The organism is Anaerorudis cellulosivorans, assembly GCF_025943985.1.
Taxonomy (GTDB): Bacteria; Bacteroidota; Bacteroidia; order Bacteroidales; family Dysgonomonadaceae; genus Anaerorudis; species Anaerorudis cellulosivorans.
On sequence record NZ_JAPCWE010000013.1, the window covers coordinates 81328 to 96862 of the forward strand.

The 15535-nt window shown below is 35.5% G+C and carries 12 protein-coding genes and 2 CRISPR repeat arrays; of the genes, 2 read left to right on the forward strand and 10 right to left on the reverse strand.

Features of this window, described 5'->3' with window-relative positions; genetic code table 11:
- Window positions 1–2 precede the first annotated feature (2 nt).
- Entirely contained in the window at window positions 3–1850 is a 1848-nt protein-coding gene (locus OLM34_RS08560) for a RagB/SusD family nutrient uptake outer membrane protein (RefSeq protein ID WP_264406643.1), read from the forward strand.
- Between the two features lie 205 nt (window positions 1851–2055).
- On the opposite strand, the gene OLM34_RS08565 is transcribed toward OLM34_RS08560, so the two are convergent.
- From OLM34_RS08565 to OLM34_RS08610, 10 genes are all read right to left on the reverse strand, one after another.
- Window positions 2056–2355 (reverse strand): hypothetical protein, encoded by a 300-nt coding sequence (locus tag OLM34_RS08565; protein WP_264406645.1) that lies wholly within the window; start codon window positions 2353–2355, stop codon window positions 2056–2058.
- A gap of 136 nt (window positions 2356–2491) precedes the next feature.
- Window positions 2492–2818: a CRISPR direct-repeat array (repeat unit 35 nt; unit sequence GTCTCAATGCCGGTTTCCCAGCTATAATAAGGAAT).
- 544 nt (window positions 2819–3362) lie between these two features.
- Window positions 3363–4256: a type III-B CRISPR module RAMP protein Cmr6 gene (cmr6, locus tag OLM34_RS08570; protein WP_264406647.1), complete on the reverse strand. Its 894-nt coding sequence runs from the start codon at window positions 4254–4256 to the stop codon at window positions 3363–3365.
- Window position 4257: 1 nt separating this feature from the next.
- Window positions 4258–4647, reverse strand: coding sequence for a type III-B CRISPR module-associated protein Cmr5 (locus OLM34_RS08575; RefSeq protein WP_264406648.1), 390 nt, complete (start codon window positions 4645–4647; stop codon window positions 4258–4260).
- A gap of 2 nt (window positions 4648–4649) precedes the next feature.
- Window positions 4650–5495 (reverse strand): type III-B CRISPR module RAMP protein Cmr4, encoded by an 846-nt coding sequence (cmr4, locus tag OLM34_RS08580; protein ID WP_264406649.1) that lies wholly within the window; start codon window positions 5493–5495, stop codon window positions 4650–4652.
- Window positions 5492–6490 carry a type III-B CRISPR module-associated Cmr3 family protein gene (locus OLM34_RS08585; RefSeq protein WP_264406651.1) on the reverse strand — a complete coding sequence of 333 codons (999 nt, stop codon included), beginning with the start codon at window positions 6488–6490 and terminating at the stop codon, window positions 5492–5494. The genes cmr4 and OLM34_RS08585 overlap by 4 nt, the downstream gene beginning before the upstream one ends.
- Complete coding sequence (cas10, locus tag OLM34_RS08590; protein ID WP_264406652.1) at window positions 6483–8150, reverse strand: type III-B CRISPR-associated protein Cas10/Cmr2; 1668 nt, start codon at window positions 8148–8150, stop codon at window positions 6483–6485. Before cas10 ends, OLM34_RS08585 begins: the two co-directional genes overlap by 8 nt.
- On the reverse strand, window positions 8147–9463 hold the full coding sequence (locus tag OLM34_RS08595; RefSeq protein ID WP_264406653.1) for a hypothetical protein: 1317 nt from the start codon (window positions 9461–9463) through the stop codon (window positions 8147–8149). The genes cas10 and OLM34_RS08595 overlap by 4 nt, the downstream gene beginning before the upstream one ends.
- Before the next feature lie 2 nt (window positions 9464–9465).
- Window positions 9466–10089, reverse strand: coding sequence for a hypothetical protein (locus OLM34_RS08600; RefSeq protein ID WP_264406655.1), 624 nt, complete (start codon window positions 10087–10089; stop codon window positions 9466–9468).
- 2 nt (window positions 10090–10091) lie between these two features.
- A complete protein-coding gene (locus tag OLM34_RS08605) occupies window positions 10092–11561 on the reverse strand; it encodes a hypothetical protein (RefSeq protein ID WP_264406657.1) in 1470 nt (489 codons plus the stop codon).
- 5 nt (window positions 11562–11566) lie between these two features.
- Window positions 11567–12292, reverse strand: coding sequence for a hypothetical protein (locus OLM34_RS08610; RefSeq protein WP_264406658.1), 726 nt, complete (start codon window positions 12290–12292; stop codon window positions 11567–11569).
- A gap of 596 nt (window positions 12293–12888) precedes the next feature.
- Between OLM34_RS08610 and cas2 the strand changes: the two genes are divergently transcribed.
- Entirely contained in the window at window positions 12889–13152 is a 264-nt protein-coding gene (cas2, locus tag OLM34_RS08615) for a CRISPR-associated endonuclease Cas2 (protein WP_264406659.1), read from the forward strand.
- Window positions 13153–13365: 213 nt separating this feature from the next.
- A CRISPR array of direct repeats spans window positions 13366–15535; the repeat unit is 29 nt; unit sequence CTCTTAATCGCACCAGAAGGAATTGAAAC.

Sequence of the window (15535 nt, forward strand, 5' to 3'; positions counted from 1 at the left end):
TTATGAAAAAAATATCTTTATTTTACCCGGCTATAGTGATATCAAGTGTTCTTTTTATTTCATGTGAGTTGAATGAACAACCTAAAGCTTCAGTTGGAAAAGATGCTGTTTTTAGTTCTGAAGCAGGACTGAAAACATATTCGTGGTCTTTTTACAATATGATGCCTTCAGCAAGTGATTTAAACCAAATTGAAATTGATCTGGTAGATTTTGGAGCTATAAATAACATCAATACTTTTATTACGAAGAATGCTTATAGTGAAACTGTTAGTGGAGGTTGGTCCTGGTCAAATTTACGCAATATCAATTATTTCATTGTAAATTGTACAAATGAAGCTGTAAGTGAGACTGTTCGGAATCATTATATCGGGCTTGCCCGTTTTTTTAGAGCATATTTTTATTACGATAAGGTTAGACGTTTTGGCGATGTCCCATGGATTGATAAACCTCTAGATGTGGATGATGAAAAACTTTTTGCTCCGCAAGATTCCAGAGAACTGGTGATGGAAAAAGTGTGGGAAGATTTGGATTTTGCTTGCAACAATATTACTACAACAACAGATCCCAGTGGTTCGTTGGTTACAAAATGGGTTGCATATGCTTTTGCTTCACGTATAGCGTTGTTTGAAGGAACTTTTCGCAAATACCATAATTTGAATCTTGCAACTTCGGCTCAAACATGGTTACAACGCGCTGCATCTGCAAGCGAATATTTAATGAATAATTCGGGGAAGAAATTGTATACCGCTGAAGGGCCTGCCAAATCTTTTCGGGCATTGTTTATTAATGATAGTCCTATTACGGAAGAGATTTTGATGGCAGTAGTTTCCAGTGAAAAGTTAGGAGTACTCCATCATGCTAACTGGAAATGGACATCTCCTACTTATGGTAATCGGTTTAGTATGACCCGACCATTTATCAATACGTTTCTACAGCTTGACGGGACACCCTATACCGAACGGCCGGGATGGGAAACAGAAACTTTTTATGAAGAATGTCAGAATCGTGATTACCGTTTATCTCAAACTATTCGTACGCCCGGCTATAGTCGTGACGGAGAATTAACAGCTCCAGACTTTATTGGTTATACTCGTACCGGTTATCAACCGATCAAACTATGTCTGGATGGGAAGAAATATGATAATGCAGCGTTGAATACCAATGCTTTACCTTTGTTTCGTTATGCGGAAGTTTTGTTGAATTATGCTGAAGCCAAAGCAGAATTAGAAACGTTGACCGATGAGGATTGGCAAAAAACAATTGGAGCTTTAAGATCACGTGCCGGAATCAGCGGCGGAATTTCTACAAAACCCTCAACAATTGACCCCTATTTTCAATCCTATTATTTTCCTGAAATTTCAGACCCGGTTTTATTGGAAATTAGGAGGGAAAGAGCTATCGAATTGTCTCTCGAGGGTTTTCGCTTTGATGACTTAAGGAGATGGGCAAAAGGCGATTTGCTACTTAAAAGCTGGTATGGAATGTATATTCCGAAATTAAATGTACCGATGGATTTGGATCGTAGCGGCACATATGACGTGATTTTTTATACTTCCGGTGCCGGCTTGGAAGAAGCAAAAATGCTAACAGGCGATTGGGAAAAAGCCAAATCGACATGCGCAACTGTTTATGTGGAAGAAGGAGCAGGGAGTCCGACCCAATTGCAATTAGCAGAAAAAGTACCCGGGGCAGAGGGATATTATTTGACATGGGATAAACCCAACGATTATAAAAGGGTTTGGGGTAAAAAACAATATCTTTATCCGATTCCGGCTAGTGCGATAGTTAAAAATCCAAATTTGAAACAAAATCCCGGTTGGGAGGATGGTGCCACCAATGACGGCAATTAAACAGTTATGATAAATAATGCAGGGCAACTACTAACTTTCTTTACCGGGGCACATAGTTTAGCATAAAAAGGGATAGTTTATCTAACCATGGCATCCAATATGCCTGCAAACAAACTGTCAATCTATTGGTAAAGAAGATCCTCATAGTGGTGAGAGATACGGTAGAGGGGTGGGATTTTGGTTGTGGGAAGACGAATGGGCCGATTTATTTATTCAGGAAAATCAGCCACTTCCAAGTAAGAGGGTCTCCCACCCCCACGCTCGGCGTATAGAGGAATATTTTTATCCGTTGATCGGGGTTGGCATCTAAATATTCGCGGGCTTTTATCAAATTCTGTACTGCAAGCCAGACATTTAAACAGTCCTCTTGCTCTAAATCAGGACTATCCGGATGTTGTATATTTTCAAATCCTTTTCCGGGAAGATATACATCTTGAGTAAGGGTTCTTTCGAAATGATTTGCCGGCTCCAATTTTTCGGGGTAAATCATTTTTCCGGTTCCCATCCAATGGATGGTTCCTTCAAAAGTTAAGCTACAGCTGCAGAACGAAGAGTTTTAAGACGTTTTGTCTCAATACTGATAATATCGCTACAGGCGGTACCCTTTAGTGCGATAGCGGTGGTATCCTTTGAGCGATATCATCACAATACCGATTTCCCAGCTATAATAAGGAATATGTCATGAAAATTTATGGGTGTTTTTTTCTTATCTTCTGTCTCAATGCCGGTTTCCCAGCTATAATAAGGAATTTAATTTTTTTACGTATGACAGTGAAATTTTTTTTGAGTGTCTCAATGCCGGTTTCCCAGCTATAATAAGGAATCCATATTGCGGCTGCCAGTTATTGTCGGTTATCAAGCCGGTCTCAATGCCGGTTTCCCAGCTATAATAAGGAATAATGGGTTGTTAAACACGTAAAAGATCCGAAGATTGTCTCAATGCCGGTTTCCCAGCTATAATAAGGAATTCAATGTATGTCAATCATTTATAGAAATCTATTCACGCAGACAATGTCATTAATTACCTTATTATCCCCGTTTTACCTTATTCCTTATCGTATTTCGCAAATGTACAAAAAATTTTGATATAAATCTGACAATTCAAATAGGATTATCATATAAAAATCTTATTTAAAATGTTTTAAGTGTTCATAAATTTTCGAAAATAGATTTTTCTTTATCACTAAAATGATATTCTCGTAAATATTCTAAATTATATATTTGTAATATGTTGAAATATTATACGTTACAATTATTGATAAATCGATTTGTCGAAATTATTCGGATAAAGCAGTCCAATACTTTCATCTTCGAAATCATTGACTTCACAATTCACACGATACAAATCAATACATTGATTATCAATATTATATAAATAAACATTTTCTGCCTGAAGTAATTCAAATTATCGACTATTTAAAGACATAGCGTCTTCGACGCAAGTTTTCAACAGGTCAAAGAGCAAATGCCGATAAATCGGGCTAATTCATTCGTATTTTTTCAGTTCTGAAATTATACTTCTGTAAACTTACCGTAACCCACATTGGTTTTGGCGCCTATACCGAAATCGAGTAAGATTTTCTTAAACAATTCTTTTTTAAGCTCTTTACTAATTAAATTATCTTTCAAATCGAATTGAAATTTAATTTTCACATTCGGCAATATTTTGAGAAACTTGATGGGATTGGGATTTTTTAATGGATTCGGATGCGGCGTAATGTAATCCGTTCCTAAAAACTCTCTATTTCTATTTCCTTCATAAAAATAAGCATCATAAAAAATATCCCGCTTGTAAATAGGAATTTGTCTGTATTCGAGACTATTTGTTTTCTTATTAAAAGCGCATGGCTCTTTTCCTTCAAAAATGATATTACCTAAAAGTTCTACAAAAAGCTTATGTGAAAAAGAAGGTGCATCATCTTGATTATCATTCTTGAATTTGGACGATAAATATTCTTTGAAAAAAACCATCAATTCATCATCTTTTTTCCCTAAATAATCGATAATCGTTTCTGTTTTTTCTTCAACGAATTTTTCATTTTTATGATTGGGAAAAGCATTTCTAAGAACCCCTTTCACACTATGTCCCGGAATATAAGGCATTCCCGTGGTATGATCGAAGAAAAAACCAATTTTGATAGCTTCCTCCTTCTCTTCCTTATTATTAAATATAGCTTCATGGGTATAACCACTGCCGATTAACAGACCGGGATAAATAGTTTTCAGACAAAAAGATACTGTTTCTTGGGGTATATCAAAATATTGTTCCGAATTATTTATCAAAGATTTTACAATCGTTTCGTTCCGATTGGCAAGAATATCCTCAGCATCAGGAGACTTGAAATAGTGCTTATAGTAAAACCACCCAAGGTTAGCATTTTTATATTTCTCTATTACAGTAGGCATATTATTTCATTTTATAGGTTCGTAAAGCCAATTTCAATGCGGTAGCAGCATCCATAATTTCTTCAGCCTTTTTTTGTTGCTCTTCCAGAGAGAGGTCTTTCAAAACTTCTGATAATTTATAATCAGAAAAATTATCCGCAGAATTTGAAATAATGTACTTTATGGCAGCGTTAATTAGTCGTTTATCACTTTTACTGCCAGATTCTTCTTCTTCGTAAAATATAAGAGCAGCTCTTATGCCGGCTTGGATAATGTTGGCACCCAAAGAAGCGATATAGCCTTTGTACTCTTTAGGGATAGAGCCTTTATCGATAAATCCTTTATCATTAATTCTTACATTTTCAATAGCTTCAAAAGCTTTCGGTATAAAACAATCTACTCTGTACTGCATAATTAGTTGATTTTAATTTCTGAAAATGAACTGTAGCCATACCCAATGGAACCGTTGGCGCCGATTTGTACTAAAACATTCGGTTCGAATAGGTGCGTAAATAATATTTCATCACCAGGATATAAGACAGTGCTCCAAAACAAGGACAAACGCGGCACTACCTGTTCATACCACAAGTTTTGACTTTCACCATTCTCCAGATAATTGCGAGCAATTACCGGCAAATGCAAATCATTGACAAGCCTATCAAAATAATTGTTTTTTACTATAACTATTTCGTATCCATTAAATAGTTCTTTTATACACGAATCTAATTGTATATTTTTATCTTTAGCCTTGATATCAAAATCTTCAATAGTGGCATCCTTTAGATTTTCAGAAAAAGTTATTGCAACAGCAGGTTTATCACTTAATTTTTCAGCAGTTTCATCACTTAATTTTTCAATAAGGGATGATAAAGCCCTTTTTAATTCACATTGATCCGGGAGTTTTTCACTTAGATCTGTTAAAATATTAGGACACGTAATATGAACAAATGCCTGCTTATCGCATCGAACAGGAATAGCCAACAAATTGGCGTCAAAAAATTTATAGGATCCGATTCCCGAATGATCATGATCCGTTTTGCCATCTGTCCCTTTTTCCGAGCCAAAAACCTTTTTCATTTCTTTAAATCCGATGTGATAACAATACTCTTTTATGGCACCTTTAAGTGAACTGGCGTATATGGTGGGATACTGATAAGTAGGATCACGCTGCACTAACTGGTCAATTACACCATAGTTAGCCTTCCCACTACCTACATGCAAATTGGTTTTGCATTGAATTGTATAAAAAAGTTGGTTCATAAAATATTGAGTTTAAATGTTTGAAATGAATTATATCCTATCTTTTTGAAATTTTTTTCATCGTTCAACGCTTTAATAAAACTGTTTACCTTATCGGCATCATCAAGGTAGAATGCTGATCCTCGTTTAATCAACTGAATGCGTTTGTTATTTTTATGTAACCCATAATGGTTGTGAGACGGATCTGTTTTGTTGCATAGATTGCGAAATGGAACATTATCGCATGCAGTAAAAAGGCATTTATCTCGAATGGAAGGTTCAATAAAAGCATCGCAGGTTAGAACAACAGCATTATCTGCATTGTTGTGTGATTCTTCAGGCAAGGTATCCTCCATGACATTCATGCGAAAGACTGCATTTTCTTTACCCAAATTAACGTCCGCATCATGAAAAGTTACCCTTTCATCTAAAAGAGTCAAATAAAAACCAAAGGCATACCCCTTTTTCATTTTAAACCATACTTGTTTATAAAAACTATCTTCTTCTGTTTTCCCTTCATAATTTTTATTGATTCCCACCCGTTCCACTTCCTCATAAAAATTATCTTCCAAAAAATCGTTTTGATCTTTACTATTTCTCCACCTCAAAGCATAACCTTTTTTAGGATCATAGAATGGAAGGAAATAATTATCGCCAATTTTTCTCAGATCATGAAAAAATTCCGGATAAGTGGGTAGATATTTTTTTGTATCATCACAGTCTATTTTTACGATATAACACGAACTTAAAGATATGATTTTGCCAAAATCCATATCTTTATCGGCATATTGAAAACTTTTCGCCCCGATCCAGTCTTTAGCTTCATTTGCATTTTTAACTTTATTATTTTCTAATAAATCATTTTGCTTTAGGATTTGATACCTGACCATACCCAATAAAGCAGTTTGCTGAGGAAGTGAATTCCCTTTCAAATAATAATCGGCAACTTTTTCCCGTTCTCTGCCGAAAAAATAAAGTTGATAGGGAGTTAAGGTAACGAAATAAGTCTTATTCATCGCTTTCATCAATTAAATGTTTCATAAATCGGAGGGTACTGAATAATTTCCCAATGTTACTTGTATCAGCTTTCGTTTCTTTTTCGGGTAAAGGAACATTATCTTTTGGGAAATCCATTGCCAATTGGTAATAATAATCTACCGTATCCTTGATAAAACTATCTTTCCCGTCTGTTGGACTATCTAAATCAACGTTAAATTCCTGATTAAAAAAAATGTACAGTCGTTTTTTATCATTTGCAATTTGATTTAACAGCAAGTGGCTGATTCTCAGTTTAAAAATCAAAGATGTTAAGAGCTCCTTGTCCAAAGGAATAGTTGACATGAGATTAAGAAAGAGCCTGTAGGACTCGGATTTACTTTTATCGATAGTAACGCGAAAACTTTGTCCACTATGTTTGCGCAGCTCAAAGCATATTTTGTTTTTATTCCCTTCCTTCGCCTTGCGCAAGAGGCAGTGTGCCGTATCGCGCGATTCATTCAGTGGAAACCTGTTATGGCTTACACTTATGCCAAAACTTAAAGATGGTTCTTTTACTTTAGCATTCCCGTCATCATCTTTTTTATAAAGATCTTTCAGCTTTTCATTTTCAACGATATTACGAGCAAAAACATCATCAATTTCTTCTAATAATCCGAAAATGCTTTTTAGCGTAGGAGTTATGTTTCTATTATTGTCCACCATCGAAGCGATCGGAGCAAAAAACAGCAAATCATCTCCTCCCGAATAAACAGGTTTTCCACCATAATCGCTTATTTTTCGTGTAGCTTCTTTTGAAAAGTTAAACAAAGCTTCGGAAAAGGATTGAATTTGATCGGTATCTTCTCCAATTACTCTAATTGTTTCTCCAATATTATCACCATCCGCTTCAACAACAGCGACGTATTCATGATAAGGTCTGAATGTTAAGGATTTGAATTCCTCATCTTTTTTTAAGGCAAGGATAAAATTTTTCTGATTTTCATTATCTTGCTCGTTTTGATCTTTAAGATTCTCTGACTTACTGTTTAATATTTCTTTTGTTAATAATTGATATTTCGATTCATTTATTTTTCGAAAATCATCGGTGGCTATTTCCAGTAAAGAAGGGAAAAGAAAATTTGACGGAGATTTAAATGCCTTTTTATAAAATATTTCCCTATTCAGATTATCTATCGCTGTTCGCCAATCGATATCGGTAATATCCTGATAATATTTTTCTTGCAGCTCGGCACTATCCAGTAACTTATTGGCCACCGATACAATATTTTTTTCTTTTTTTGTAGCTTCGAGTTCTACAGGCAAAGTAAAGGTAATGACGGTGATTCGAATATAATTTTTTAAATATTCTTCAGGCAAATTACGTTGACCTTTGCTATTAATCCCAGATTCGGTCGATAATTTTCCAAATACATCATTTTTGATGTCTTCAATTTTGTTTTTTACATCTCCTTCATAAATGATTCGGTCAGCGAAAAATCCTGCACCCAGTCCATCGATTTCATTGGGTAAATCAGGATAAAATGGCAAAATAAGAGAGTTGCTCTTATTATTAATTTTTTCAATAAGAGTCCTGCTTATGTATGAAAACAAATAACTTGCTCCCCACAGTTCTCTTGATTTTTTCGCCTCAGCGAGTGTCTTATAAATCGGGCCGATAGAAATGGCGGTATAATTCATATAATATTAATTTTTACAAAGTTATTATTTCCTAAAATATTTTTTCCTGTATAGGAAATAGGATAGAATACACGTTGATTATTTTCAAATTTTAATGAAGAACAGAATTTATTTAAAAAATCATAGTAATCTATTTTTATGTCAAGAGGAAGGGTCATAGAATTGTTATTGTTTGTAAATGTGAAATCTGTAGGTAGGTGTAAATTTTCAAAATGCTCATTTTTTATTAATAAATAAATAATTACTTTATCGCCATCGATAATTGGCTTAAAATGAATTGGTGCCATAATTCTCTCAATCTCAGGATGAGTGATTTCAATAGTAACTTTCTGATTTTCAAATTCAAATTTATCCGGTAAACCAAGCAAGGCTCTTGCAAAAATAGGAGGATTTGAATTAATATTTTGATTATTTGTATTTCCTATATGAAAATATTCCTTGATTCTTTGTTTTTCCCATGTTTTTTGATACTCCTGATTTATATAATGATATAGGTAAGATTTAATATAATTGTTCGGATAATTAATTCCGGGTTTTAATCTTCTCCAAAAATAATCTATAACTCCAAAGATTTTTTTAAAATAACTCAAATCCAAATTACCGGCTCTTCTTAATTCAAACTCAAGAACAAAAGTATTTTCTTCAAAATATTGTTCATCTAATTCAAAAGGGGTATCATTAATTTTTTCTACCGTATAACTTCCAAATCCTTTATCACATCGATTGCCGAAATTATTTACCATAAAAAATTCGTAAATCTCGTTTTCAATGACATTAATAAGCTCAACAAAAAATGAACTAAAAAGAATTTTTATTTCATTCGAAAAAGAAAAATTGACTATTTCAGATTTTTTCTTTCCACCCATATTAGCTAAGATTAACGAGAAAGTAGTTTTATACAATAGGTTCCCATTATTATCACGGTCCTGAACCGGTCTTCCCTTCTCATCTATCGTCCCTTTTATCTCAATTGGCATTTTTATATTATCATCATTACTATCGGATATAATTTTCATCTTATAATCCAGCGCCGGCTGTTCTCCTTTTCCTATCAGCCAACCTAAACCTTTTGCTATGAATTTCCCTTTTTCATAAGGAGTCAATTCATCAAAATTCAAATTCTTATCACATTCTTTTAATACCTTATGTCCTATGGAGATTTGATCAGGTGTTGGACTTTTTCCTAATTTGGTTAAAATAAACCGATCGAGTTTGGGCTTAACTTCTGTTGCCCGCAGGGTTGCTCCTTCCTGATCGTGTTGAAAATGGATCAGGGGAGTATGCTGTTTGAGTGTTACTTCTAATTTATGCATAGTCAGAGAGTTATATTTGTTAGCTTATCTTTTATTGCATGATAATATTCTTCTATTTTTTCTAATTTGTCTATCATTGAAAGAGGATTCAACGAGGCATCTTGCGAAATCAATCCTATAGCTAATAGCAGAGTTACTTCTGCCTGTTTTCTCGTTTCATTGTTATCCGGAAATTTATTTATCTTTTCTTCCAAATCCTCAATCTTTTTTTCCAGTGCCTTTATTTCATTTGCGCTCTTGTTGGCATGATAAAGTTCATGCTGGAGTTTTTCCCATTCTTTTTTGCGGTTGAATTCTTCCTTTTTTTCTTCCTTCTGAGAGAATTCCCGGAAAATTTTTATAAACAAGACGGCAAGTGTCAGGAAAACGATTAAAAAAATACAATGCAGAAAAAAATAAGCAAAGAAATTTCCATTTGAGATATAACCGGCCACCTCGTTGTTTAAGGTAAAGATAATCCAACCGATTACGGCAATAATTCCCATTATTGCGATCACGATTGCATATAGCCATGATTTGCCCGATTGTTTTTCACAGCTTGACTTCAAAAACGATTTGTCAGCCAAGACATTTTCCGTGGTTGGTGCATTTACATTTTCATTGTTTTTAGCCTCTACTGGTTCCATAGTTATTTATTTTTGATGATTCGTAATATTCCTACCAAGATGAAAGAACAAGAGAACCCAATTGTCGCGATCTGCACAAGGCTGAGATATTCATTTTCTCGAGCTGCACTCAATAAGCCGCAAATTATTGAAATTGGCAAGAAGAAAGCAGCAATATAATTCAGGATCTCGGCGTTCTTATTGCGTATCTTATCATCCACCAAATTAATGTACTGATCCAGTTCGGCAATTTCTTGATCCAGTTCCTTGATATGGTTTTCAATGCTTAAGGTTTCATAGAGTAGATTATACAATTCTATGCCCTGGTCTTGGGCGGTAACTTCTGAAAAATGGATCTGATTGAGAAACCGGATATATTCTTTATGCAGTGAACCCACTTGATCGAGAAGAGGTTGTTTCAATTCTTTACTTTTAGGAAAAGCAATCATCTGACGAGTTACTTCATCGGAAAAACGCAACCGGGAAGCCCGTTGCAGAAGAATAAGTTCAATCATTCGAGAATACATCGTTCGCATGTAAACCGCAAGAATGTTTTCCGGGAACCAATCTTCATTGGTTAAACATACAAAAGAATAGCGAGACATACCGTACAGTGTACCTTCTTTCTGCCATCTTTTATTTGTTTGATTGGATAATAGCCTTTTTTTCATTTCATCGTTCTGGCAACTGGCATAGTTGGCATCCACATAAATATATTTGTACCAGAAATCGTTTGTTTCATTTTTGTCCATAAAGAAATGTTCCAGGCTCTCATTGTCGTTCTTTAAAAAGTTGGCCAACGTTTTATTGGCATACCAACAATTCACGAACATGCGGTCGTCTATGGCTGGTATGATGGTTATGTTTTCAGACCAATCATGTATTAAATTTTTAATGAAGCAGGCCGGCTCCCATGTTTTATAATGAATGGCATAAGAAGAAAAATCTTCCTTATAGAGTGATGGTTTTCCATTCAGTCCATCGATTTGAATATAATTTGCTGTTTCCGATCTCCCTTCAATATCGGCATAGAAAGGCGGAAAAATGCGTCGGCCATATTGGTTTATTTTTAAAATATCTTCCGGTTCCTGCTGATTCTCTAGATCATTGGCTAAATAAAAAATTAAGATACCCACTCCTGTTGCATACAAATTCAAATTTATGGCTGCTACTTTCAAGCGGTACGTTTTATCTTTTGTTGAAATAATATAACTAACCTCCCGTTGTCGAGGTTCTTTTCTTTCGTAGTGATAAATAATGGAGTCTTCTTTGCCCTGGTCATACAAAACAGGATGCACAAATTTGTAGAAAAAATTCTTCTCATTATAAAGCTGTTCCCTTTCGGCATCATTCAAAGGCTCCGGATTTCTTAACCAATTGGCATGAGGGTTGACAGGAATCGCCGTTAAATCGGTTTGTTCGGCCAATACGCTCTCTGACGTCTTTTGATTCAGCCATTTAAACGGGAAATAAAAAATGTGATAACTTTTCATACAATTTATTGACTTACTAAATTGATTATCTTATTTTTGATACTCATTAATTCTTCATGTTTATAAACACCTTGTACGGTGCCGATAAAACCCTCGTCTCCCCCACCATGAAACATCTTACCATTTTTAATGGCTTCAATGTAATACTCTACAACCTTTTTTTTACCGGTTCCATAAAAGACAAGTGTATCGGAAGTATAAATCAACAATTTTTTATAGGGGTATAAACGATCACAAATTGGAGAAAAACGATGGGTTAAAGCCTTAACAACGATAACGTCTTTTTCAACGATTTTTTCCCTGACAGAAACTTCTGCTTTTTGTTCGTCATCCAGAGTAACTCCTTGTGCCTGCCTGTCAAGGAAACGAATTTCTTCCATTTCATCCGTTGTTGCTCCCATTTTCTGCATAGCCGGTATATAACCTTTGTCGTTAGCTGCAATTAATTGCTGTTTTCTCGAAAGGTTAACATGCAGCAAATTAGCAACTTGCTCAAGTGAAGAAGGTTTTTCGCTATATTCATTGTGATGATCGATAATATGGTAATTGGATGGCAATTCTGAAGCCTCTTTAAAATGTAGTTCTATACCATATATTTCTGCCTCTTCCTTATTTCCATATTCAGTCAGAATATCCTCATAGGAGGATATATCTGCATTTTGCCAGTTTAATCCTTTGTCAAAAACAAGAATATCCGGAAAATTTTTTAAAAGTCGTTTTATTTCCAACATTTCCAAATCATGTCCACCCAATAGGAATAGCCGTTTTTTCATTTTTTTGGTTTAATTACTTGTCAATACGATTGGCAATAGAGGTTCGGGATTTTCCTATTTGCATTTTTCATTTGTGTGTTTTTTAAATTAATCGATCATTACATAATTATAAGCTTTTCGGTTTTGTATGTCCACAAAATTTACAGGTTGATAAACAAAAATTTCCAATGCACAAACTTATATAAAAAAGTCAAGATTTTATACACAACTCGATAAAAAATTAATTAAGAAATGGCCAAAAGTGGTTCTGAAAATAGGGAGGACTCACGCCATGAATAAAAGAAGAGGTTTTGCTTTCATGTCAGCTGCATTGAATGTGACAGTACTACGTTATATTTAATGGAAGAAATCAGCCATTAAACGCTGAATGATGTGACGGAAAAAATAGAACGACAAGCATCTGATGGGGGAAAAAGATTGAAAATTGATTTTTATGTATTTTATGTTGTCTATTTACATATATTTTGAATATATTTGGGCGAAATATAGCAACCCATTTTTTGTTCCAAAAAATGCCGAATGCGATCCAACTTGTTTTAAATACGGTTTGAGCGGTGTATGTAATTTTGGTATATGATGTGGGAGAAAAGCGCGTCGGGAAAATGCTGAAATTGTGTCGCAACTATTTGAATTGGATACAGAATTCGTTTTTTGAAGGCGATATTTCCGAGGTTAAATTGAAAGAATTGACTATATTGGCGGAGAAAATAATGAAAACGGAAGAAGATTCGTTGATTATTTTTTCGAGTCGTACAGAAAAGTTTCTCGACAAACAAATTATTGGGAAAGAGCGAAGTAGCACCGATAATTTTCTGTGATTCGATTGTCGATGGAAGGTTTTTCTCACGGTTGCGCGAGCAATTGACAGGGACAGCGATCATTGACATACTGAAAATCAACATATATAATAAGTTGTCGATGGTCGGGAATTTTTATATTTTTGCCTATCGACAACTTTCCTACTTCAAAAACGAAGTTTATTTTGTGTTTACAGGCTGATTTTCAGCCTTATTTTCAGTCGTTTTCAACGACTCTTAATCGCACCAGAAGGAATTGAAACAAAAGATTTATCGCATTATAATCTCGAAACGGTATGCTCTTAATCGCACCAGAAGGAATTGAAACTCGGGAGAAAGCGAGTAGAAAAACGTTCCGGACTCGTCTCTTAATCGCACCAGAAGGAATTGAAACTATCAATAGCCGTATTTTAAGTTAATATTCGATAATGCTCTTAATCGCACCAGAAGGAATTGAAACGAACGAAAGGTAGGACTGACGGTAACGGTATGGTTCTCTTAATCGCACCAGAAGGAATTGAAACGGCGTTAGTCGCGGAGTTCTCCTTTGCTATATTATTCTCTTAATCGCACCAGAAGGAATTGAAACTTAGCATTCACTCTGCTATATAAATTGCAAAAGCCCCTCTTAATCGCACCAGAAGGAATTGAAACACTTTCATCTCCAGTAAAGTTTCTCTCGGTGAAACTCTCTTAATCGCACCAGAAGGAATTGAAACGCTCTTCGGTCGTAAGTACTGAAATCTCCTTTAACTCTCTTAATCGCACCAGAAGGAATTGAAACTCCGACGACAATACGTAAGGTTTGAACGTCTTGTGACTCTTAATCGCACCAGAAGGAATTGAAACTCTTCAACGACGTCGAACGGATTGTCGGCTCTTTTCTCTTAATCGCACCAGAAGGAATTGAAACAAATTAATCATTAAAACGGTAAGTCGTCAACCTCTTCTCTTAATCGCACCAGAAGGAATTGAAACAAGGGTTGCGCTACTCGCAAATTTACCCCTCACTGCCTCTTAATCGCACCAGAAGGAATTGAAACAAATTAATCATTAAAACGGTAAGTCGTCAACCTCTCTCTTAATCGCACCAGAAGGAATTGAAACTAAATATACTTCGTTTACTCCTAATAAGTAGTACCACTCTTAATCGCACCAGAAGGAATTGAAACAAATCTCTGGATATGAAACAGAGATCGCTACTTTGACTCTTAATCGCACCAGAAGGAATTGAAACTCATCGATGATGAACTCAGGGAAGAGATCAAAAATCTCTTAATCGCACCAGAAGGAATTGAAACAAATGGAAAGACGGCTCTCAGTTGTTCGAATTCGAACTCTTAATCGCACCAGAAGGAATTGAAACTACTAATATGACCCCCTCCACAAGCGGGTTCTAAACTCTTAATCGCACCAGAAGGAATTGAAACGGAATAATCGACTCACTGAACAAAGGAACTTTCGAACTCTTAATCGCACCAGAAGGAATTGAAACCTGTCGATCTTGGTTCAGTGATCCCTCAGCATAAACTCTCTTAATCGCACCAGAAGGAATTGAAACTACTTACTGAAAATTTGTTCATGGACACCGAAAGCGCTCTTAATCGCACCAGAAGGAATTGAAACCACGTAAAGGCGTACACGTATTCACAAATGGTGAACTCTTAATCGCACCAGAAGGAATTGAAACTACACAATGAATTGTGACATTGTTTATCAGAAAAATCTCTTAATCGCACCAGAAGGAATTGAAACAACCTGTGCCCTATCTTGTAGAGGTTCCTGCCGATCCTCTTAATCGCACCAGAAGGAATTGAAACATAAGAATTTCATGGATGGAATAAATTCGTACAATCTCTTAATCGCACCAGAAGGAATTGAAACTAAGTACGGGCTGCACCAGGTTCAGTGGTTGGAGCCCTCTTAATCGCACCAGAAGGAATTGAAACCGCTGCCCTTAAGCAATATATGTGCGAGAATGTTCTCTTAATCGCACCAGAAGGAATTGAAACCGGCAATCAAAAAGCTTCGGAAGCTAAAGAAGCGACTCTTAATCGCACCAGAAGGAATTGAAACAAATAAACAATGTAAACAATAATTCCTATAGAAGACTTCTCTTAATCGCACCAGAAGGAATTGAAACATATAAAGAACTACTATTGGCACAACTGGTGGAAGGCTCTTAATCGCACCAGAAGGAATTGAAACATCGAACAATTCCGGATCGAAGCGACCGATATTTTCCTCTTAATCGCACCAGAAGGAATTGAAACATGTTCCTCTCGCACTTTATCATCGCCAACGGTGCGCTCTTAATCGCACCAGAAGGAATTGAAACTGAAAAAAGTTTTCCCGTCTTCTTTTTTCAACGCATTCTCTTAATCGCACCAGAAGGAATTGAAAC